Raw genomic sequence first — 22,227 nt, forward strand, 5'->3', positions numbered from 1 at the left:
CTGATTCGGTCAACGGTGGGTGAAGTGTGCGACCAGTCTGTCGCCGATGGTCTGCAGAATCTGCACCAGTACCAGCAACAATACGACCGTCACGAACATCACATCGTTCTGGAAGCGTTGATAACCGTAACGAATGGCCAGATCGCCCAGCCCGCCAGCACCTACCGCACCCGCCATGGCGGTGAAGGACACCAGCGCGATGGCAGTGACGGTAATCGCCGCCACAATGCCGGGGCGAGCTTCGGGCAGCAGTGCCTTGACGATTATTTGCCGGGTGGTGGCGCCCATTGCCTGTGTGGCTTCGATGATGCCGCGATCCACTTCACGCAATGCGGTTTCCACCAGGCGCGCAAAAAACGGCGTGGCGCCGGCAATCAGCGGCGGCAGCGTGCCGAGAATGCCCAATGATGTGCCAGTGATGATTTCGGTCAGCGGCATCATCACGATCAGCAGAATGATGAACGGCAGCGCGCGCAGCATGTTCACGATCAAACCGACCGTGGCGTACAGCTGTTTATGCTCCAGCAACTGACGCGGCGATGTCAGGAACATCAGCACGCCCAGGGGCAGCCCGAGCAGAATAGTGAAACCCAGCGAAACACTGAGCATGATCAGGGTATCGCCCGTGGCGACCCAGATCTCGTACCAGTCGACGTTGGCAAACAGGTTCAGGAAAGCGTCCATCAGCGCAGCACCTCCATATGAACATCGGCAGCGGTGAAGCGCGCAAAGGCAGCGTCCATGTCGCCGCCGGTGATCGCCAGCGTCAGTTGCCCGTAAGGCGTGTCCTTGATGCGGTCGATGCGCCCGGCCAGGATGCTGTAATCGACGCCGGTTTCCCGCGCCACAGTGCCGAGCAAGGGCGCGTAGGTCGCGTCGCCCTGAAAGGTCAGGCGCACGATGCGGCCTTGCACATGGGCGAAGTCGTCACGCTGCTCGTTTTCATCAACCTGATCGTCTTCCTGCACAAAGCGCTTGGTCGTCGAGTGCTGCGGATGCAGAAACACATCCGCGACCTTGCCCTGCTCGACGATCACGCCTGCGTCCATGACCGCGACCTGGTCGCAGACGCGACGAATCACGTCCATTTCATGGGTGATGAGCACGATGGTCAGCTTCAGCTCGCGGTTGATCTCGGCCAGCAGTTGCAGGACCGACGCAGTGGTCTGCGGGTCCAGCGCGCTGGTGGCTTCGTCACAGAGCAGAATCTTCGGCTTGGTCGCCAGCGCGCGGGCAATACCGACGCGCTGCTTCTGGCCGCCCGACAATTGCGCCGGGTACTTTTTAGCGTGATCGGACAGCCCGACCCGCTCCAGCAACTCGGCCACACGCTGGTCGATCTGCTTGCGGGGCATATCGCCGGCCAGGGTCAGCGGCATTGCCACGTTGTCGGCGACAGTCCTGGAGGCCAGCAGATTGAAGTGCTGGAAAATCATCCCCACCTGCTGCCGGAAGCGCCGCAGGCCATTGGCGTCGAGCGCGGTGACGTCTTCGCCATCGACCACGATCTGCCCGCCGCTTGGGGTCTCGAGGCGGTTGATCAGGCGCAGCAGCGTGCTTTTGCCAGCACCGGAATGGCCGATGATGCCAAACACCTGGCCGTCGTCGACGCGCAGGTTGGTGGGGTGCAGGGCCGGTATTTCCTTGCCTGCCACCCGATAGGTTTTGTGGACGTTATGAAACTCGATCACGGAGCGAACCTTGTGGGGGCGCGTTAAAAAATCAGCGCAGTGGCAGGACGCCACTTGCTTCGTTACCTCGGCCAGATTGAGCCGGGCGCGCATTTTAGCCTGTCCGGCCGACTGTGCTTAGCATTTATTTGTAGGCTGTCCTGTGCAACGGGCATAACGCGACCGCTGATGCCAACGACTGCAAATCCGACTGAACGGCTGTTTATACGGCCGGTCACTTTCTGGATACCGTGATTTCCCGCTTACGGCAGGGAAGTCGTATTCAGCGAACCCAACTCAACGATTGGGTCGAGATAAGGAGTTTCTGATGGCTAGCAAGAAAGCACCACCTGCGACCGATACGTCAAAAAGCCAGATGGCCGGCACTGATACACCGGACCGCGGCAACACCAACGCCAAGCTGGAGAGCCTCGAGCAATTTCGCTCGGACGCCACCGGCCAGGCGCTGCGCACCAACCACGGCGTAAAAATCTCTGATAACCAGAACACCCTTAAAGTCGGCAGCCGTGGCCCTTCGCTGCTTGAAGACTTCATCATGCGTGAAAAAATCACGCACTTTGACCATGAGCGTATCCCGGAACGTATTGTTCACGCCCGCGGCACCGCAGCCCATGGCTATTTCCAGACGTATGAAAACCACGGCGCACTCAGCAAGGCGGGTTTTTTGCGTGATCCGGCCGAGAAAACGCCGGTTTTCGTGCGTTTCTCGACTGTTCAGGGGCCACGTGGCTCGGGCGATACCGTGCGCGATGTGCGTGGTTTTGCGGTCAAGTTCTACACCGGCGAAGGCAACTTCGACCTGGTGGGCAACAACATGCCGATCTTCTTTATTCAGGACGCGATCAAGTTTCCCGACTTCGTGCACGCGGTAAAACCTGAACCGCACAACGAAATCCCGACTGGCGGCTCGGCGCACGACACCTTCTGGGACTTCGTCTCGCTGGTGCCGGAATCTGCACACATGGTGCTGTGGACCATGTCCGACCGCGCGATCCCGAAAAGCCTGCGCACCATGCAGGGCTTTGGTATCCACACCTTCCGCCTGATCAACACCGAAGGTAAATCCAGCTTCGTCAAATTCCACTGGAAGCCCAAGTTCGGCGTGTGCTCGCTGGTCTGGGACGAGGCGCAGAAGCTGGCCGGCAAGGACACTGATTTCCACCGCCGCGACCTGTGGGAGTCCATCGAGATGGGCGACTACCCGGAATGGGAACTGGGCGTGCAGATCGTTGCCGAGGAAGACGAGCACAAGTTCGACTTCGACCTGCTCGATCCGACCAAGATCATCCCGGAAGAACTGGTGCCGGTCACTCCGCTGGGCAAAATGGTGCTGAACCGTAACCCGGACAACTACTTTGCCGAGACCGAGCAGGTTGCCTTCTGCCCGGGCCACATCGTGCCAGGCATCGACTTCTCCAATGATCCGCTGCTGCAAGGTCGCCTGTTCTCTTACACCGACACGCAGATCAGCCGTCTTGGTGGCCCAAACTTCCACGAGATCCCGATCAACCGTCCGATTGCGCCGAACAACAACGGTCAGCGCGATGCTCAGCACCGCACCACCATCGACAAGGGCCGCGCTTCCTACGAGCCGAACTCGATTGATGGCGGCTGGCCGAAAGAAACCCCTGCTGCTGCAGTGGACGGCGGCTTCGAGACTTACCCTGAGCGCGTCGAAGCGCACAAGGTGCGTGAGCGCAGCGAATCGTTCGGCGACCACTTCTCGCAGGCTACCCTGTTCTTCCAGAGCATGAGCCACCACGAGAAAGAGCACATCATCGCGGCGTACAGCTTCGAGTTGGGCAAGGTCGAGCGCGAGTACATTCGTGCCCGTCAGGTCAACGAGATTCTGGCCAACATTGATCTTGAGCTGGCCAGCCGTGTGGCTGCCAACCTTGGCTTGCCTGCGCCGACTGCTGGAACCGTGCCTGTTCGTAACACCTCGGTAAAAGAGTCGCCGGCGCTGAGCCAGGTCAATCTGCTGTCGGGTGACATTGTTTCGCGCAAAGTCGCCATCCTTGTCGCCAATGGCGTGGACGGCAAAGCGGTCGAGGCCATGAAGAAGGAACTGACTGCAAAGGGCGCACATGCCAAGGTTCTCGGCCCGACGTCTGCACCCGTCAAAACTGCTGATGGCGCCAGCCTGCCGGTAGATGCTTCTGCTGAAGGCTTGCCTTCGGTAGCGTTCGACGCGGTGTTTGTGCCGGGCGGCAAGGACTCGGTGAAGGCGTTGAGCACCGATGGCGTGGCGCTGCACTTTATCCTGGAAGCCTACAAGCACCTCAAGGCCATCTCCGTTGCCGGGGAAGCCAAAGAACTGCTGACGTTGCTACGCCTGGAAGAAGATGCAGGCTTGCTGGTTGTGTCCGATAGCAAATCGTTCGAGACGTTCTTCAACGCGATTGCGCAACACCGCGTCTGGGACCGAGAAGTGAAGGCCAAAGCTGTTCCGGCTTGATCTAAACGCCAGAGCCAGTCTCGTTCTGGCTGGATTATCGTCCCCACGCTCCAGCGTGGGGACGCATTTCTGGACGTTCTGCGTCCGATCTTGAGTATGCGGCGCGGCGCAGATTTGTGACGCGGAGCGTCACGCACGGCATTCCCACGCGGAGCGTGAGGAACGATAGCTGTCCAAAAGTCCGCTTTTGAAAAAGCAGTTCAGGACCTGGCTGGCGTCAAAACGATGTGCGCTTTTTCATTGCGCTCGATTTCCCGACGCAGTTGCAATTCAAAATCCGGATTGGCCTTGACCACCCGTTTGGTCAGCAATGTGGCCAGCCACGGATAATCTTCGGTGCGCGGCACCACCAACAGCACGTCACAATTGAACGCCACGGTATCCGCTGCAATATCGTCCAGTTGGTGACGCAATGCGCGCATATCGCCGATTTTCAGCTCGATGGTCGTGCTTTCTGCCGACGGATCAACCAGTTTGGCCACCCTTTTGTCTTCAGCAGCTTTGAGGTCCGCTTCGGCTTTTTCAAGCTCCGCCTTGCGTGCATGAGCGATGGCACCGTTGACCCCGCTGGTCAGCGCTGGCGCTTTGGGCATCAGTGCGCGCGCACGCGACAATGCGCTGGCCGCCGCATTCATGTCGCCCTTCTGCAGGCTTATCTGGCTACGGCTCAGGTAGGCCTCTGCCAGACGTCGCTGAAAGGGCTCCAGGCGGATGTCGCCAGCATTGGCGGCCTGTAACGTTGCGAGTTGATCCTCGGCCGTCGCCAGCTCGTTGCTGGCGATGTTCTGTTCAAGCTGCGCAAAGGCATCGGGCTGAACCTGCGAGGCAGGCGTTTCTACGGTAGGCGCGCTCTGACAGGCACCCAACAGGATGGAAAATGCGACAAGCAGCAGATAGCGTGGGGCGAACGGCTTCATTCCTGCGATTCTCTAGTTTGCGCAAAAAACGAGCAAGTCTACACCGCTCGCCTGGGTAGAACAAAGCTGAGCAAGAACAGCGCAGCCGCAGATACCACTATAGACGGTCCGGCCGGGGTGTCTTTGAACCATGATAACGATAGCCCGACGCACACGGCTATCACGCCCAGCACGCTTGCGCCCAGCGCCATCTGCTCCGGCGAGCGGGCGTGACGTTGTGCCGCAGCGGCAGGGATGATCAGCAGCGAGGTAATCAGCAAAACCCCGACGATTTTCATCGCTACGGCGATTACCACGGCGATCAGCAGCATCAATGCCATGCGTAATGCGGCAACGGGCAGGCCTTCGACACGTGCCAGCTCTTCATGCACAGTCATTGCCAGCAGCGGCCGCCAAAGCGCCACGATCAACACCAGCACCAATGCGCTGCCGCCCAGAATCCAGGCCAGGTCGGTGGGGCTGATCGCCAGCAGGTCGCCGAACAGATAGGCCATCAGGTCGATACGCACTTCGTGCATGAAGCTGAGCACCACCAGCCCGAGCGACAGGGTGCTTGGCGCAAGGATCCCCAGCAACGTATCTGACGCCAGCGGCTGACGCTGCTGCAAGGTGACCAGCAACACCGCCAGCAGCAGGCAACCGCACGTCACCGCGATGGTCGGGCTGATATCCAGCAAAAAGCCCAGCGCCACGCCGAGCAATGCGGCGTGGGACAGCGTGTCGCCGAAATACGCCATGCGCCGCCAGACCACAAAAGACCCCAACGGGCCGGCAACCAGCGCCAGGGCAACGCCTGCGAGCAAGGCATACAGTAGAAAATCAGCCATGCTTGCAGCTGTCTCCATGAACATGAGTGTGAGGGGGCGAAGCCGTAGGCGCGTCGTTCACTACCGCGCCATGCAGGTCATGCGCGTGGTCGTGATGGTGGTGATAGATCGCCAGGCTCTGCGCATTCTTGCCGAACAGTTCGACGAACGCCGGGTCATGGCTGACCTGCTCGGGATGACCGGAGCAGCAGACGTGGCGATTCAGGCACACCACCTGATCGGTGGTGCTCATGACCAGATGCAGATCGTGGGAAACCATCAGCACGCCGCACTGGTGGCGGTCGCGCAAACGGGTGATGAGGCTGTACAACTCGGCCTGCCCGGCGACATCGACGCCCTGCACGGGCTCGTCGAGCACCAGCAGCTCAGGCTTGCGCAACAAGGCGCGGGCAAGCAGTACGCGCTGCATCTCGCCGCCGGAAATACCCTGTAGCGGGCTGTCGATGACCTTTTCAGCGCCGACTTCTTCAAGCGCCGACTGCGCGGCTACGCGGTCCACACCCGGTACCAGGCGCAGGAAACGCAGCACCGACAGCGGCAGGGTCTGATCCACATGCAGCTTTTGCGGCATGTACCCGACACGCAGCTTCGGCTTGCGCCAGACCGTTCCCGAGTCTGGCTTGAGCAAGCCCAGCACGGCACGCACCAACGTAGTCTTGCCAGCGCCATTGGGGCCGATCAGCGTGACGATCTCGCCGGGGCGCACGCTCAGCTGGATGTTGTCCAGCACGCTCTGCCCCGATAACGTGACGGCGACCTGTTCCAGGCGTATCAGTGCTTCGGCCATCAGGCTGCCTTGCAACCAGCGCACACGCCGACGATTTCGACCGTCTGGCCTTCGACCGCAAAACCAACGCCGGCAGCCGCATCGACGACGGCATTACTGATCGCTGGGTGCTGCAATTCGATGGCGGCGTGACACAGGCGGCAGATCAGGAACTGGCCCTGATGCGCGTGGGTCGGGTGGTTGCAGCCGGTAAATGCGTTGAGCGACGCGATGCGGTGCACCAGGCCGTTTTCCAGGAGAAAATCCAGAGCCCGGTAAACGGTGGGCGGCGCAGCACGACGACCGTCTTCTTCACTGAGCACTGCAAGGATGTCGTAGGCACCCAGCGGCTTGTGGCTTTGCCAGACCAGTTCCAGCACGCGGCGGCGCAATGTGGTCAGGCGCAGACCCTGTTGTGTGCACAGCGTTTCAGCTTCGGCGAGGGCCGAATGCACGCAGTGCGAATGATCATGGGGGCGACTGGCCAGGGGAGTATTGGGCATGAGCAGCGACGATATTGGCTAGAGACGTTATTATGTTACCTGTTCCTGGCTTATATGAGTGATTCGAGTGCGCCGTCTTTTCAATCTTGTTGCTGTTTTCTGGGTCAGCCTGCTGATCATCGCCCCTGCCCAGGCCGAGGTTCGGGTGCTGACCAGTATCAAGCCATTGCAGCTGATTGCAGCGGCTGTGCAGGACAGCGTGGGCAAGCCCGAGGTGCTTTTGCCGCCAGGTGCGTCCCCCCACAACTACGCGCTGCGCCCATCCGACGTACGGCGCGTGGGGGAAGTCGAGTTGCTTTACTGGATCGGCCCGGACATGGAAACCTTTCTGCCGCGCGTCATCAAAAGCCGCACACTGCCTTCGGTGGCTGTGCAATCGCTGCCGGGCATGCATTTGCGTCACTTTGGCGGAGACAACGCCTCGCATGATGATCACGAGCATGACCACGATGCCGACGAGCATGACCACGATCACCGCCCCGGCAGCCTGGACTCGCACCTGTGGCTGTCGACCGTCAACGCACGGGTCATCGCCGCAAAAATGGCCGCTGACCTGAGCGCTGCGGACCCTGCCAATGCAGCCCGCTACGCCAGCAACGCCGATGCCTTCAGCAAACGTCTGGACGCACTGGACGCGCGCATCAAGGGCCGCGTCAGTGTGGTTGCCGGCAAACCGTACTTCGTGTTTCACGAGGCGTTCGATTACTTCGAAGAAGCGTACGGGCTCAAGCACGCAGGTGTATTCGCCATCGCCGCCGAGATCCAGCCGGGCGCGCAGCACGTGGCCGCAATGCGGGAGCGCTTGAAGGCGGCAGGCAAGACCTGCGTCTTCAGCGAACCACCCCTGCGCCCCCGCCTGGCAGAAACGCTGAGCGCAGGCCTGCCGGTGAAACTCGCAGAACTCGACGCACTGGGCGGCTACACCCCGGCCACCGCGCAAGGTTACGAGCAGGTACTGGAAAAGCTGGCTAATGACCTGACGGGCTGCCTGAGCAGTCTTTGAGTGCCCACAACTATCGTGCGACGCTCTGCGTAGGGAACGATAATCTCAATCACGCCCCCTATCGTGCGACGCTCCGCGTCGCATGCCGTTCTGGACGCTTCGCGTCCTCTTTTGAGGCAGAGCGTCACCTACTGCATTCCCACACGCGTGAGGAACAATAAGTGCGCTCTGCGCCCAGCCCCTGTCAACGCACCAGATGCAGAAACTGCATATGCCGTTCGTACTGGTCGAGCACGTCGTTGATGACTTGCTCCTTGGTGTAGCCCACCAGGTCGTAGTCCTGACTGCCTTCGCTGAGGTGAACCTCGGCGCGGTAGTAGCGGCGGTTGTTCAACTGTTTGGAACCCATGCCGCCACGCGCAAACGACGGGGTGAAGAAGCCTTTCATCTGCACCTGGTAGATGAACGGGCGCTCTTCCCCGTGGCCGATTTCCAGGGTCACCGAGTCGTTGGACGGGTCGGGAACGTTGACCACGTTCAAGCCCTTTTCGACAAACACCGCCGTTACTTCATCAATGGCCGGACGCACGGTCTGGTCGAGGAAGCGATACACCTCGTCTCGCGACGGGTAATGCACGGCCTGGCTCAGGCGCTGACGCCAGCCGCCACGTCGTGAGCCGGAAACTGGCGCCAGCGAATACAGCTGCGCAATCTGGCGCTGGGATTCCATGACGAACGCCTTGTGCAGGCCCCACATCATCAGCAGCAGGATCAGCGAAAACGGCAGCGAGGTCAGCACCACCGCCGATTTCAACGCATCGATACTGCCCGAGAACAACAGGCCGCTGGTGATCAGCGCCGTCGCCACACCCCAGAACACGCGCAGCCATTTCGGGCCGTCTTCGTCGGGGTTGCCGCCTTTGGCCGAGAGCGTCGACAGCACCACAGTGCCCGAATCGGCCGACGTAACGAAGAACACGAAGCTGATGAACACCGTGACCGCGATGACCGTCTTGCTCCACGGGTAGGTTTCCAGCAGCAGGTACAGCGTCATCGACGGGTCATCGATAGCCGACTGGCCCAGCGCAGCCATGCCGTGGTTGAGCACCTGATCGATGGCGCTGTTGCCGAAGATCGACATCCACGCCAGGGTGAAGCCCAGCGGAATCAGCAGCACACCGAAAACGAATTCACGGATGGTGCGGCCACGGGAAATACGCGCGATGAACAGGCCCACGAACGGTGCCCAGGCAATCCACCAGGCCCAATAGAACACGGTCCAGCCGCCCAGCCAGTCACTCGGCTTGTTATAGGCGTAGACGTCGAAACTCTTGCTCGGTAGCGCGCCCAGGTAGTCACCGATATTCTGCACCAGCGTGTTGAGCAAATGCTGAGTGGGACCTGCAAACAACACGAACAGCAGCAGCGCACAGGCCAGCAGCATGTTGATGTCGGACATCACGCGCACGCCCTTGTCGACACCGGCGATGGCAACCAGAATCGCCGCGCCCATCATCAGGGTGATCAGGCCGACCTGAATCCATTGAGTGTGCGGTACGCCAAACAGGTAATCGAGACCGGAGTTAAGGTGCAGCACGCCGAAACCCATGTCTGCACCAAGCCCGAAGATGGTCGCGATGATGCCGAAGCCATCGACGGCGTAGCCGATAGGGCCGTTGATGCGCTTGCCGATCAGCGGGTACAGCGCCGAACGCAGGGCCAGCGGCAGGTTGTGGCGATAGGCGAAGTAGGCCAGCGCCATACCGACAAAAGCAAACACGCCCCAGCCATGCAGGCCCCAGTGCAGAAACAGCAGTTGCATGCCTTGGCGCGCAGCCTCAGCCGTGCCCCCTTCACCCTGCGGCGGTTGCAGCAAATGCGTCAGCGGCTCTGAAACGCAGAAGAAGAACAGCGTGATGCTGATCCCGGCGGCGAACAGCATGCCGGCCCATGACAGGTAACTGAACTCGGGTTCGTCGTGGTCGGCACCGAGCTTGATCTTGCCGAAGCCCGACAAGGCGGTGACCACCACGAAGACCAGGTACAGGGTCATGACCATCATGTAATACCAGCCGACCGTGTTGGCAGCCCAGTTCTGCGCGGCCAGCAGCCAGGCGCCGCTGGCTTGCGGGAAGGCGATGACAATGATGCCGAAAATCAGGATGAAACTCGCAGCGAAGTAGAACACTGGAGCGTTCATGCGGACGGTGCCACTTGAAGAAGTACTCGGAGAACTCATCGTTTACAGACCTCCGGACTGATAAAACCAACTGCAAAAAGCGGATACGGCAAAGGTAAGCCTCCTGTTGTGAGCGGGCAGCGAACCACCGGTTTAACTTGAACGAGCGTTCAATTTAAACATGAAAGTGCCCGCAAAGACTAATCGCCGGCCAGTGAATGCTCGCTCAGGCCTGGGTATGACGCTTGCTTGAGCGGGATCGTTCCCATCCCCAGGCAAGACAACTCCGGCCCTTCAGGCGACGATTTTTGCAGATGTCGATGAACCCCCGATGTTGCCTTGCGACCCTGTGCACATTTCCCGCACCATTCTGTTACCTGCTGCCCCAAAAGCGCGCAAGCCACGCCTCAGGTAACAATGCTCACCTCGCCTCACACGCCGTACGCCCGTCACGAAAAGTCCACAACACCCCCGAAAATACAGGGCCGCCGAGCCTTCGAGTGACCAATAAATCGCTGTTCGGCAAAGTTGGTCTTTTGATTGCATATGCTTGTATGTACAAGTAGAGACAGGCTAGACACGCTGTCTTCTGTCGGACTGAACCAGCCTGCTTCGCCAGGCGCTGCTCGCCCGCCATCGGGCTGGTTGGGATTGATCGCTGAGGATTTTTTTGTGACCGAGAATAATCAAGACCTGAAGCAGAACTGGACCCGCCACCGCGAAGGCGTCGTGCGGGCTGCTCGCGGCACTCAATTGACGGCCAAGACCTGGATGACCGAAGCGCCGCTGCGCATGTTGATGAACAACCTCGACCCGGAAGTCGCCGAGAACCCCAATGAACTGGTGGTTTACGGTGGCATCGGTCGCGCAGCGCGCAACTGGGAATGCTACGACAAGATCGTCGAGAGCCTCACCCGGCTCAACGATGATGAAACCCTGCTGGTGCAGTCCGGCAAGCCGGTCGGCGTGTTCAAGACCCACAGCAACGCCCCGCGCGTGCTGATCGCCAACTCCAACCTGGTGCCGCACTGGGCCAGTTGGGAGCATTTCAACGAACTGGATGCCAAGGGCCTGGCGATGTATGGCCAAATGACCGCTGGCAGCTGGATCTACATCGGCAGCCAGGGCATCGTTCAGGGCACCTACGAAACCTTCGTCGAAGCCGGTCGCCAGCACTATGACGGCAACCTCAAAGGTCGCTGGGTGCTGACCGCAGGCCTGGGCGGCATGGGTGGCGCACAACCGCTGGCCGCGACACTGGCCGGGGCCTGCTCGCTGAACATCGAATGCCAGCAAAGCCGTATCGACTTCCGCATCAAGACCCGCTATGTAGACGAGCAGGCGGCTGATCTGGACGACGCACTGGCACGCATCGCCAAATACACCGCCGAGGGCAAAGCCATTTCCATCGCTCTGTGTGGCAACGCAGCAGACATTCTGCCGGAAATGGTCCGTCGCGGCGTGCGCCCGGACATGGTCACCGACCAGACCAGCGCCCACGATCCGCTCAATGGCTATCTGCCCAAAGGCTGGACCTGGGACGAATACCGCGCCCGCTCGGTGAGCGAGCCGGCCGAAGTGGTCAAGGCTGCCAAGCAGTCGATGGCCGAACACGTCGAAGCGATGCTGGCGTTCCAGCAAGCGGGTATTCCGACCTTCGACTACGGCAACAACATTCGCCAGATGGCCAAGGAAGTCGGCGTCTCCAATGCCTTCGACTTCCCCGGTTTCGTTCCGGCCTACATCCGCCCGTTGTTCTGCCGTGGCATCGGGCCGTTCCGCTGGGCCGCGCTGTCGGGTGACCCACAGGACATCTACAAGACTGACGCCAAGGTCAAAGAGCTGATCCCGGACGACGATCACCTGCATAACTGGCTGGACATGGCCCGCGAGCGCATCAGTTTTCAGGGCTTGCCAGCACGTATCTGCTGGGTCGGCCTGGGTCAGCGCGCCAAGCTGGGCCTGGCGTTCAACGAAATGGTCCGCAGCGGCGAGCTGTCGGCACCGGTGGTGATCGGCCGCGACCACCTGGATTCCGGCTCGGTCGCCAGCCCCAACCGCGAAACCGAATCCATGCGTGACGGCTCCGACGCCGTCTCCGACTGGCCACTGCTCAACGCCCTGCTCAACACCGCCAGCGGCGCGACATGGGTGTCACTGCACCACGGCGGCGGCGTCGGCATGGGCTTTTCGCAGCATTCAGGAATGGTCATCGTCTGTGACGGTACGGACGAGGCCGCCGAACGCATCGCCCGCGTACTGCACAACGACCCGGCCACCGGCGTGATGCGCCATGCCGATGCCGGTTACGACATTGCCATCGACTGTGCCAAAGAGCAGGGCTTGAACCTGCCGATGATCGGACGTTAAGGGGTCTGCGGTTATCAAACCGACAGACTCGGGGAACGGGCATGAGCATGCCCACGGGCCGGATGCCTGATTGAAGCTGCCGTCATCCATTTCAAGCTTGGGAGCATCGACAATGAATATGAAAAAGGCCCTGTTGACCACCTTGGTATCCGCAGGCTTGCTCGCCAGTGCAGGCGCAAGTCAGGCTGCCGGCTGGTGCGAATCAGGCAAGCCGGTGAAGTTCGCTGGCCTGAACTGGGAAAGCGCGATGCTGCTGACCGACGTGCTGCAGGTCATTCTGGACAAGGGTTACGGCTGCGCCGTGGACGCCCTGCCCGGCAACTCCATCGCCATGGAGAACGCCCTGAGCACCAACGACATTCAGATTTTCGCCGAAGAATGGGTCGGCCGCAGTGAAGTCTGGAACAAGGCCGCCGCTGCCGGGAAAGTGGTGGGTGTCGGCGCGCCTATCGTCGGCGCTGTCGAAGGCTGGTACGTGCCGCGTTACGTGATTGAGGGCGACGCCAAGCGCAAGCTGGAAGCCAAGGCACCCAACCTGAAATCCATCAGCGATCTGGCTCAATATTCCGCGGTGTTCAAGGATCAGGAAGAGCCCGGCAAAGGCCGTTTCTATAATTGCCCGGCGGGCTGGACCTGCGAGCTGGAAAACAGCGAAATGCTCAAGAGCTACGGCCTGGAAAACAAATACACCAACTTCCGCCCTGGCACCGGTCCTGCGCTGGATGCGGCTATTCTCTCCAGCTACAAACGTGGCGAGCCGATCCTGACCTATTACTGGTCGCCGACGCCGCTTATGGGCCAGGTGGATCTGGTGCGTCTGGAAGAGAAAGCCGGGGTCAACAAGACCATCGATATCAAAGTCGGGGTGTCCAAAGTGTTCCACGAACAGGCACCCGAGCTGATCGCGATACTGGAAAAGGTCAACCTGCCGATCGATTTGCTCAACCAGAACCTGGGGCGCATGGCCAAGGAACGCATCGAATCGCCGAAGCTGGCGAAGATTTTCCTTAAAGAGCACCCGGAAGTCTGGCACAAATGGGTCAGTGAAGACGCCGCGAAAAAGGTGGACGCCTCGCTGTAAACGACGGGGCAGCCAGCCTGACGAGCCGTCTGCCCTGACCGTTGACCCGACACACCTCATTTGAGAGCCGCTTATGTTTCCTGAAAGCTTCACTTTCTCGATCGCCAACTGGGTCAACGACGGGGTCGACTCGCTGGTGACTCAGTATGGCGACGTGTTCCGGCACATCTCCGAGACCCTGCTGTGGGCTATCGTCAACCTCGAAGGCCTGCTGCGCATGGCCCCGTGGTGGCTGATGCTGATCATCGTCGGCGGTATCGCCTGGCACGCGACGCGCAAAATCATCACGACGCTGGTGATCGTCGGCCTGCTGTTTCTGGTCGGCGCGGTCGGGTTGTGGGACAAGCTGATGCAGACACTGGCGCTGATGCTGGTCGCCACGATCATTGCGGTGCTGATCGGCATTCCACTGGGCATTCTCTCGGCGCGCAGTAATCGCCTGCGCTCGGTGCTGATGCCGCTGCTGGACATCATGCAGACCATGCCCAGCTTCGTTTATCTGATTCCGGTGCTGATGCTGTTCGGTTTGGGCAAGGTCCCGGCCATCTTCGCCACCGTGATCTATGCCGCGCCGCCGCTGATTCGCCTGACTGATCTGGGCATTCGTCAGGTCGATGGCGAAGTGATGGAAGCGATCAACGCCTTCGGCGCCAATCGCTGGCAGCAACTGTTCGGCGTGCAACTGCCGCTGGCCATGCCGAGCATCATGGCTGGCATCAACCAGACCACCATGATGGCGCTGTCGATGGTGGTCATCGCCTCGATGATCGGCGCACGCGGGCTGGGCGAGGATGTGCTGGTAGGCATTCAGACCCTCAACGTCGGACGCGGGCTGGAAGCCGGCCTTGCCATCGTCATTCTGGCGGTCGTCATCGACCGAATCACGCAGGCCTATGGCCGCCCACGGCATGAGGCGCACAAATGAGCAGCGTGGAACCGAACAAAATCGTCGTCAAAAACGTGTTCAAGATTTTTGGCAACCGCTCGAAGGAAGCGCTGGCGCTGATCAAACAGAACCAGAGCAAGGATCAGGTACTGGCGCAGACCGGCTGCGTGGTGGGGGTCAACGACCTGTCGCTGTCGATCGGCAGTGGCGAGATTTTCGTCATCATGGGCCTGTCCGGCTCCGGCAAATCGACGCTGGTGCGCCACTTCAACCGGCTGATAGACCCGACCAGCGGCGAGATTCTGGTCGATGGCGAAGACATCCTGCGCTACGACATGGAGGCCTTGCGCCAATTTCGTCGGCACAAGATCAGCATGGTGTTTCAGAGCTTCGGCCTGCTGCCGCACAAGACTGTGCTGGCCAACGTCGCGTACGGCCTGAAAGTGCGCGGCGAGAGCAAGGCGCTGTGCCAGGAACGCGCGCAGCACTGGGTCACGACGGTGGGCCTGAAGGGCTACGAAAACAAATACCCGCACCAGCTTTCCGGTGGCATGCGCCAGCGCGTCGGCCTGGCACGGGCATTGGCGGCGGACACCGACATCATCCTGATGGACGAAGCCTTCAGCGCCCTCGACCCGTTGATCCGCGCCGAGATGCAGGACCAGTTGCTGGAACTGCAAGCCAGCCTGCACAAGACCATCGTGTTCATCACCCACGACCTGGACGAAGCGGTACGCATCGGCAATCGCATCGCAATCCTCAAGGACGGGCGATTGATTCAGGTCGGTACGCCGAAAGAAATTCTTCACTCGCCCGCCGACGATTACGTGGACCGTTTCGTTCAGCGCCGCGTGGCCACCCTTTAAGGACTGTTGCAGATGTCGCGAGCAGAACAGGTCGTCTTCGGTGAAGCCCCGTCGGGCTGGCAGGACGTGGTCGCAGTGGCCCGACATGGCGCGCAAGTGCGCCTGTCAGACGCCGCCTGGGCGCGGATCGATAACGCCCAGGCCATCGTCCGGCAAATCGTCGCCAGCGGCGAACGCGCGTATGGCGTGAACACTGGGCTCGGGGCGCTGTGCAACGTTTCACTGCAAGGCGACCAGCTCAGCCGTCTGTCGCGCAATACCCTGCTCAGCCACGCCTGCGGTGTCGGTGCACCGTTGGCCGACGAACAAACCCGCGCAATCATCTGCGCCGCAATCCTCAATTACAGCCAGGGCAAATCGGGCATTCACCGGCAGGTGGTCGAGGCGCTGCTGGCCTTGCTCAACCGGGGCATTACTCCGCAAGTGCCGTCGCAGGGGTCGGTGGGTTACCTGACGCACATGGCGCACGTCGGTGTCGCGTTGCTGGGCATCGGCCAGGTCAGCTATCGCGGGCAGATCGTCGCGGCTGAGCAGGCCTTGAACGAGGAAGGTCTGGCTCCGGTCATTCTCGGTGCCAAGGACGGCTTGTGCCTGGTCAACGGCACGCCGTGCATGACTGGCCTGAGCTGCCTGGCTATCGCCGATGCCGAGCGTCTGAGCCAATGGGCCGATGTGATCGGCGCCATGACTTTTGAAGCCCTGCGCGGCCAGCTGGACGCGTTCGATGAAAGCATTCTCGCGCTCAAGCCGCATCCGGGCATGCAGCAGGTGGGCAAGAACCTGCGCAGCGTGTTGGCAGGCAGCGAAGTACTGGCCAGCAGCCAGGGCATTCGCACGCAGGACGCGCTGAGCATTCGCTCGATTCCCCAGGTGCACGGCGCAACCCGCGACCAGTTGGCCCATGCCACTCGCCAGATCGAGACCGAACTGAACTCGGTCACCGATAACCCGATGCTGCTCGGCACGCCCGATGCCTGGCGCGTGGTGTCCCAGGCCAACCCGCATGGCCAGTCGGTGGCGATGGCGGCGGATTTGCTGTGCATGGCGATGGCCGAACTGGGCTCGATCGCCGAGCGTCGGCTGGATCGCCTGATCAACCCGATGGTCAGCGGCCTGCCGGCGTTTCTGGTCAGCCAGCCGGGCGTCAACTCGGGAATGATGATCGTCCAGTACGTCGCCGCTTCGCTCTGCGCCGAAAACCGCCAGTTGGCGCAGCCCGCAGTGGTCGACAACTACGTCACCTCAGGCCTGCAGGAAGATCATCTGAGCCTGGGCACCAGCGCCGCGCTCAAGCTGCACAAGGTGCTGGGCAATGCCACGCAGATTCTGGCCATCGAATATTTGCTGGCAGCCCAAGCGTTTGAGTTTCTCAAGGCGCAGCGTTTTGGCGTCGGTACGGACCTGGCCTGGCGGTTGCTGCGCGAGCGGGTTCCGGCCTACGAAGAAGACCGCTGGCTGGCACCCGACATCGCCAGCAGCGCTGCCCTGCTCAAAGACGAAACATCGCTGGAAAGGGTTTTCCAGCACTGTCGCGATCACGCGGCAAACCTATAAAAGCAGCTGACGGCCACACGCCGTTGCTGACATCAATCAAGGAGTAGCTGCATCGTGACCACCTTATCTGCCAAGACGCTGAACCTGATCCCTGGCCAGTTGACCCTCGCGCAATTGCGCGCCATTCACCAACAGCCGGTCAGCCTGACGCTGGACAGCAGCGCCAACCAGCAGATCGACGACAGCGTAGCCTGCGTCGAGCGCATTCTGGCCGAGAACCGCACCGCGTACGGCATCAACACCGGTTTCGGCTTGCTGGCCTCGACGCGAATCGCCAGCGAGGACCTGGAAAACCTGCAGCGTTCGCTGGTGCTGTCGCATGCGGCCGGTGTCGGCCAACCGATCAGCGATGATCTGGTGCGCTTGATCATGGTGCTCAAGGTCAACAGCCTGAGCCGCGGCTTCTCGGGTATTCGTCGGGTGGTGATCGATGCGTTGATCGCGCTGATCAATGCCGAGGTCTATCCGCATATTCCGCTCAAGGGTTCGGTCGGCGCTTCGGGTGACCTGGCTCCGCTGGCGCATATGTCGCTGGTGCTGCTGGGCGAAGGCAAGGCACGTCACAAGGGCGAATGGCTCAACGCTGTCGATGCACTTGCCGTTGCTGGCCTGAAACCGCTGACCCTCGCCGCCAAGGAAGGGCTGGCACTGCTCAACGGCACCCAGGTTTCCACCGCGTATGCACTGCGCGGCTTGTTCGAGGGCGAAGACCTGTTTGCCGCTGCGCTGACCTGCGGTTCGTTGACCGTCGAAGCGGTGCTCGGCTCACGCTCGCCGTTCGACGCACGTATTCATGCCGCGCGCGGTCAGCGCGGGCAGATCGATGCGGCGGCCTGCTACCGCGAATTGCTGGGCGAAAGCAGTGGCGTGTCGGAGTCGCACCGCAACTGCGACAAGGTTCAGGACCCCTACTCGCTGCGCTGCCAGCCACAGGTGATGGGCGCGTGCCTGACCCAGTTGCGTCAGGCCGCCGAGGTGCTGGAAGTCGAATCGAATGCGGTGTCCGATAACCCGCTGGTGTTCGCCGCCGAGAACGACGTCATATCCGGTGGCAATTTTCACGCAGAGCCGGTCGCGATGGCGGCGGACAATCTGGCGCTGGCCATCGCCGAGATCGGCTCGCTCAGCGAGCGCCGTATTTCGCTGATGATGGACAAGCACATGTCGCAACTGCCGCCCTTCCTGGTGGCCAACGGAGGCGTCAATTCCGGCTTCATGATCGCGCAGGTCACGGCCGCCGCGCTGGCCAGTGAAAACAAGGCATTGGCCCATCCGCACAGTGTCGACAGCCTGCCGACCTCCGCCAATCAGGAAGACCATGTGTCGATGGCACCGGCTGCTGGCAAGCGGTTATGGGAAATGGCAGAAAACGTTCGCGGGATTCTTGCCGTAGAATGGTTGGCTGCCTGCCAGGGGCTGGACTTGCGTGAAGGCCTGAAAACCTCCGCGAAGCTGGAGCAAGCCCGCAGCCTGTTGCGCAGCAAGGTCCCGTTCTATGAAAAGGACCGCTTTTTTGCACCGGACATCGAAGCTGCCAGTCAGCTGTTGTCCTCCACTTGCCTGAACCCGCTGGTTCCTGCACGTCTGCTACCGAGTCTGTGATGCACCGCGAGCCTGGCAGGGCTCGCTTTGGTCATTGCTGCGGGAAGCCGGATGCAGGCGTCCTCGCGGCTTTTGCCATACCTGTAATGAAATGGACCTGAAATGACGTCACAAGATGGTTTGAAACGCGGGTTATCCGCCCGCCACATCCGCTTCATGGCCCTGGGCTCTGCCATCGGCACAGGGTTGTTCTACGGCTCGGCCTCGGCGATTCAACAGGCCGGTCCCGCTGTATTGCTGGCGTACCTGATCGGCGGCGCGGCGGTGTACATGGTAATGCGCGCACTGGGCGAAATGGCTGTTCACGACCCGGTGTCCGGTTCGTTCAGCCATTACGCCACACGCTACATGGGGCCGCTGGCCGGTTTCGTGCTGGGCTGGACCTACGCGTTCGAGATGATCATCGTCTGTCTGGCCGATGTGACAGCCTTCGGCATTTACATGGGCTTCTGGTTTCCGGAAGTGCCGCGCTGGATCTGGGTGCTGGGCATCGTGTTCCTGATCGGCGCGCTCAACCTGTGCAACGTCAAAGTTTTCGGCGAAACCGAATTCTGGCTGTCGATCCTCAAGGTCAGCGCCATCGTGGCGATGATCGTTGCAGGCTTCGGCATCATGATCTTCGGCATCGGCAGCTCGACCAGCGGCACTGAAATCGGCATCAGCAACCTGTGGGCGCATGGCGGCTTCATGCCCAACGGCGTCACCGGCCTGATCGCTTCGTTTGCAGTGGTGATGTTTGCTTTCGGCGGCATCGAGATCATCGGCATCACGGCCGGTGAGGCAAAGGACCCGCAACGCAGCCTGCCGCAGGCAATCAACGCGGTGCCGCTGCGTATTCTGCTGTTCTACGTGCTGACCCTGTTTGTGCTGATGTGTATTTATCCGTGGCCGCAAATCGGCACCCAAGGCAGCCCGTTCGTACAGATTTTCGACAACCTGGGCATTGCCTCGGCGGCGACCATTCTCAACATCGTGGTGATCTCGGCGGCGGTGTCAGCTATCAACAGCGACATCTTCGGCGCAGGCCGCATGATGTACGGCCTGGCCCGCGACGGTCAGGCGCCGGCGAGTTTTGCGCGCCTGTCGCGTCAGGGCGTGCCGTGGATGACCGTGCTGGTGATGGGCGTGACGCTGCTCGGCGGCGTGCTGCTCAACTACCTGATCCCCAAAGACGTGTTCCTGCTGATCGCGTCGCTGGCAACCTTCGCCACGGTCTGGGTCTGGCTGATGATCCTGCTGACTCAGGTCGCCATGCGCCGCTCGATGAGCCGCGAAGAGGTCACACAGCTCAAGTTTGCGGTGCCGTTCTGGCCTTACGGGCCTGCCGCCGCCATTGCCTTCATGCTGTTCATCTTCGGCGTTCTGGGCTATTTCCCGGACAACCGTGCAGCCTTGATCGTCGGCGCAATCTGGATTGCGCTGCTGCTCATCGCCTACGGGTTGTGGGTCAAGCCAAAGGCGCTCAACAAAACCCATTGATCAAAGAGGCCCGGAATGAAAACGCTCTGGAAACACTGTCACATCGCAAGCATGGCACACGGCAAATACTCGATCATCGAGGATGCCGCCATCGTGACCTCCGGGGCGCTCATCGAGTGGATCGGGCCTCAGGCTGAACTGGCCGAGCCGGAACATGACAACTGCATCGATCTGGGCGGCGCGTGGGTGACCCCCGGCCTGATCGACTGCCACACGCACACGGTGTTTGGCGGCAACCGCAGCGGCGAGTTCGAGCAGCGTTTGCAGGGTGTGAGTTATGCCGAGATTGCCGCAGCAGGCGGTGGTATCGCCAGCACGGTGCGCGCGACCCGTGCCGCCAGTGAAGATGAACTGTACGCCAGCGCCGAGCGTCGTCTGCGGCACTTGCTGAAAGACGGCGTCACCACCGTCGAGATGAAATCGGGCTACGGGCTGGACCTGGAAAACGAGCGCAAGATCCTCCGCGTGATCCGCCGTCTGGGCAATACCCAGCCGGTCACCGTGCGCGCCACCTGTCTGGCCGCCCATGCGTTGCCACCGGAATACGCTGACCGTGCCGATGACTTCATCAACCACATCTGCAACGAGATGCTTCCGGCACTGGCGGCCGAAGGGCTGGTGGACGCGGTAGATGCGTTCTGTGAATACCTGGCGTTCTCGCCTGAGCAGGTCGAGCGGGTATTCATCACGGCAGGGCAATTGGCGTTGCCGGTGAAACTGCATGCCGAGCAGCTTTCTTCGCTGGGCGGGTCGAGCCTGGCAGCGCGCTACAACGCGCTGTCGGCGGACCATCTGGAGTTCATGACCGAAGACGACGCCATTGCCATGGCCGCTGCCGGAACCGTCGCCGTGCTGCTGCCGGGGGCGTTTTATTTCCTGCGGGAAACTCAATTGCCGCCGATGGACGCGCTGCGCAAGCATGGCGTGCCGATTGCCATCTCCACCGACCTGAACCCCGGCACCTCGCCTGGCCTGTCGTTGCGCCTGATGCTCAACATGGCCTGCACGCTGTTTCGCATGACGCCTGAAGAAGCGCTGGCGGGCGTTACGTTCAATGCCGCCAAGGCACTGGGCATGAGCGCGACTCACGGTTCGCTGGAAGTGGGCAAGGTGGCGGATTTTGTCGCCTGGAACATCGAACGACCGGCTGACCTGGGCTACTGGCTAGGCGGCGATCTGGACAAACGCATCGTGCGCCACGGCGTCGAATCATCGATCTGAAGGAGTCTGCTCTGTGGATAACGTTCTGACATTCAAACGTGGCCGCGTCCCGCTGCTGATCAGCATGCCGCATGCAGGCCTGAAGCTGACACCGGTGGTCGAGGCGGCGCTGGTGGACGAGGCGCTTAGCCTGCCGGACACCGACTGGCACATCCCGCGCCTGTATGACTTTGCTGCCGAACTGGGCGCGAGCACCCTGGCCGCCGAGTATTCGCGTTTTGTCATCGATCTCAATCGGCCATCAGACGACAAGCCGATGTACGTGGGCGCGACCACAGGCTTGTTCCCGTCGATCCTGTTTGACGGCGTGCCGTTGTTCAAGGAAGGCCAGACGCCGAGTGCCGAAGAACGTGCTCGGTATCTGCAGCAGATCTGGACGCCCTATCACCAGACGCTGGAGCAGGAGCTGCAGCGGATGCGCGATGAGTTTGGCTATGCGCTGCTGTTCGACGCCCACTCGATTCGCGGGCACATTCCGCACCTGTTCGAGGGGCGCTTGCCGGATTTCAACCTGGGCACTTTCAACGGGGTCAGTTGCGACCCGGAACTCGCCAGCCGAATGGAGCAGGTCTGCGCAGCGGCCAAGGATTACAGCCATGTGCTGAACGGACGCTTCAAGGGCGGCCACATCACCCGCCACTACGGCGACCCGGCCAACAACATCCACGCGGTGCAACTGGAACTGGCGCAAAGCACCTACATGGATGAGTTCGTGCCCTTCCACTACCGCACGGACCTGGCCGAACCAACCCGCGCCGTGCTCAAACCGTTGCTGGAGACCTTTATTGCCTGGGGGCAGGAGCGGTTTGGCTGATGAAGGCGGACGCAGAGCGTCCAGAAAGGCGCTACCACGCAAAGCGTGGGAGCGATAGCAAAGTCTGCTT

The 22,227-nt window shown here is 61.1% G+C and carries 18 protein-coding genes; 11 read left to right on the plus strand and 7 right to left on the minus strand.

Features of this window, described 5'->3' with window-relative positions:
* Positions 1 to 9 precede the first annotated feature (9 nt).
* Entirely contained in the window at positions 10 to 684 is a 675-nt protein-coding gene (locus PSPTO_RS27180) for a methionine ABC transporter permease (protein ID WP_011105395.1), read from the minus strand.
* Positions 684 to 1,691 (minus strand): methionine ABC transporter ATP-binding protein, encoded by a 1,008-nt coding sequence (locus PSPTO_RS27185; RefSeq protein ID WP_010203924.1) that lies wholly within the window; start codon positions 1,689 to 1,691, stop codon positions 684 to 686. Before PSPTO_RS27185 ends, PSPTO_RS27180 begins: the two co-directional genes overlap by 1 nt.
* Positions 1,692 to 1,998: 307 nt before the next feature.
* Here PSPTO_RS27185 and katE point away from each other — a divergent pair, with 307 nt between their 5' ends.
* Positions 1,999 to 4,149, plus strand: coding sequence for a catalase HPII (gene katE / locus PSPTO_RS27190; protein ID WP_011105396.1), 2,151 nt, complete (start codon positions 1,999 to 2,001; stop codon positions 4,147 to 4,149).
* Between the two features lie 200 nt (positions 4,150 to 4,349).
* Here katE and PSPTO_RS27200 read toward each other — a convergent pair whose 3' ends face one another.
* Genes PSPTO_RS27200 through PSPTO_RS27215 form a run of 4 tightly spaced genes read right to left on the minus strand, consistent with a single transcriptional unit; the run spans position 4,350 to position 7,162 of the window.
* The gene (locus PSPTO_RS27200) at positions 4,350 to 5,066 is read right to left on the minus strand and encodes a PA5502 family lipoprotein (RefSeq protein WP_007247040.1); all 717 of its coding nucleotides are present in this window, start codon (positions 5,064 to 5,066) and stop codon (positions 4,350 to 4,352) included.
* Between the two features lie 38 nt (positions 5,067 to 5,104).
* On the minus strand, positions 5,105 to 5,893 hold the full coding sequence (znuB, locus tag PSPTO_RS27205) for a zinc ABC transporter permease subunit ZnuB (protein ID WP_007247039.1): 789 nt from the start codon (positions 5,891 to 5,893) through the stop codon (positions 5,105 to 5,107).
* Positions 5,886 to 6,680, minus strand: coding sequence for a zinc ABC transporter ATP-binding protein ZnuC (gene znuC / locus PSPTO_RS27210; RefSeq protein ID WP_005768460.1), 795 nt, complete (start codon positions 6,678 to 6,680; stop codon positions 5,886 to 5,888). Before znuC ends, znuB begins: the two co-directional genes overlap by 8 nt.
* On the minus strand, positions 6,680 to 7,162 hold the full coding sequence (locus tag PSPTO_RS27215) for a Fur family transcriptional regulator (protein WP_007247038.1): 483 nt from the start codon (positions 7,160 to 7,162) through the stop codon (positions 6,680 to 6,682). Before PSPTO_RS27215 ends, znuC begins: the two co-directional genes overlap by 1 nt.
* Before the next feature lie 67 nt (positions 7,163 to 7,229).
* Between PSPTO_RS27215 and PSPTO_RS27220 the strand changes: the two genes are divergently transcribed.
* On the plus strand, positions 7,230 to 8,165 hold the full coding sequence (locus tag PSPTO_RS27220; RefSeq protein WP_011105397.1) for a zinc ABC transporter substrate-binding protein: 936 nt from the start codon (positions 7,230 to 7,232) through the stop codon (positions 8,163 to 8,165).
* A gap of 184 nt (positions 8,166 to 8,349) precedes the next feature.
* On the opposite strand, the gene betT is transcribed toward PSPTO_RS27220, so the two are convergent.
* Positions 8,350 to 10,305 (minus strand): choline transporter BetT, encoded by a 1,956-nt coding sequence (betT, locus tag PSPTO_RS27225; RefSeq protein ID WP_010211761.1) that lies wholly within the window; start codon positions 10,303 to 10,305, stop codon positions 8,350 to 8,352.
* 651 nt (positions 10,306 to 10,956) lie between these two features.
* On the opposite strand from betT, the gene hutU reads away from it, so the two are divergent.
* The 9 genes from hutU (at position 10,957) to hutG (ending at position 22,157) form a co-directional block, all read left to right on the plus strand.
* Positions 10,957 to 12,654 (plus strand): urocanate hydratase, encoded by a 1,698-nt coding sequence (gene hutU / locus PSPTO_RS27230; protein WP_057443298.1) that lies wholly within the window; start codon positions 10,957 to 10,959, stop codon positions 12,652 to 12,654.
* Between the two features lie 112 nt (positions 12,655 to 12,766).
* Positions 12,767 to 13,735 (plus strand): ABC transporter substrate-binding protein, encoded by a 969-nt coding sequence (locus tag PSPTO_RS27235; protein ID WP_010218951.1) that lies wholly within the window; start codon positions 12,767 to 12,769, stop codon positions 13,733 to 13,735.
* 73 nt (positions 13,736 to 13,808) lie between these two features.
* The gene (locus PSPTO_RS27240; RefSeq protein WP_003380009.1) at positions 13,809 to 14,660 is read left to right on the plus strand and encodes an ABC transporter permease; all 852 of its coding nucleotides are present in this window, start codon (positions 13,809 to 13,811) and stop codon (positions 14,658 to 14,660) included.
* A complete protein-coding gene (locus PSPTO_RS27245; protein ID WP_007247035.1) occupies positions 14,657 to 15,487 on the plus strand; it encodes a quaternary amine ABC transporter ATP-binding protein in 831 nt (276 codons plus the stop codon). The genes PSPTO_RS27240 and PSPTO_RS27245 overlap by 4 nt, the downstream gene beginning before the upstream one ends.
* Before the next feature lie 12 nt (positions 15,488 to 15,499).
* The gene (hutH, locus tag PSPTO_RS27250; protein WP_011105399.1) at positions 15,500 to 17,041 is read left to right on the plus strand and encodes an HAL/PAL/TAL family ammonia-lyase; all 1,542 of its coding nucleotides are present in this window, start codon (positions 15,500 to 15,502) and stop codon (positions 17,039 to 17,041) included.
* 54 nt (positions 17,042 to 17,095) lie between these two features.
* Positions 17,096 to 18,643, plus strand: a complete 1,548-nt coding sequence (hutH, locus tag PSPTO_RS27255; RefSeq protein WP_011105400.1) for a histidine ammonia-lyase — start codon at positions 17,096 to 17,098, stop codon at positions 18,641 to 18,643.
* 102 nt (positions 18,644 to 18,745) lie between these two features.
* The gene (locus PSPTO_RS27260; RefSeq protein ID WP_011105401.1) at positions 18,746 to 20,122 is read left to right on the plus strand and encodes an amino acid permease; all 1,377 of its coding nucleotides are present in this window, start codon (positions 18,746 to 18,748) and stop codon (positions 20,120 to 20,122) included.
* A 15-nt stretch (positions 20,123 to 20,137) separates the two neighbouring features.
* Complete coding sequence (gene hutI / locus PSPTO_RS27265; protein WP_011105402.1) at positions 20,138 to 21,343, plus strand: imidazolonepropionase; 1,206 nt, start codon at positions 20,138 to 20,140, stop codon at positions 21,341 to 21,343.
* Between the two features lie 13 nt (positions 21,344 to 21,356).
* A complete protein-coding gene (gene hutG / locus PSPTO_RS27270; RefSeq protein ID WP_011105403.1) occupies positions 21,357 to 22,157 on the plus strand; it encodes an N-formylglutamate deformylase in 801 nt (266 codons plus the stop codon).
* Positions 22,158 to 22,227: the final 70 nt, after the last annotated feature.

It is taken from the genome of Pseudomonas syringae pv. tomato str. DC3000, from assembly GCF_000007805.1.
GTDB classification, from domain to species: Bacteria; Pseudomonadota; Gammaproteobacteria; order Pseudomonadales; family Pseudomonadaceae; genus Aquipseudomonas; species Aquipseudomonas avellanae.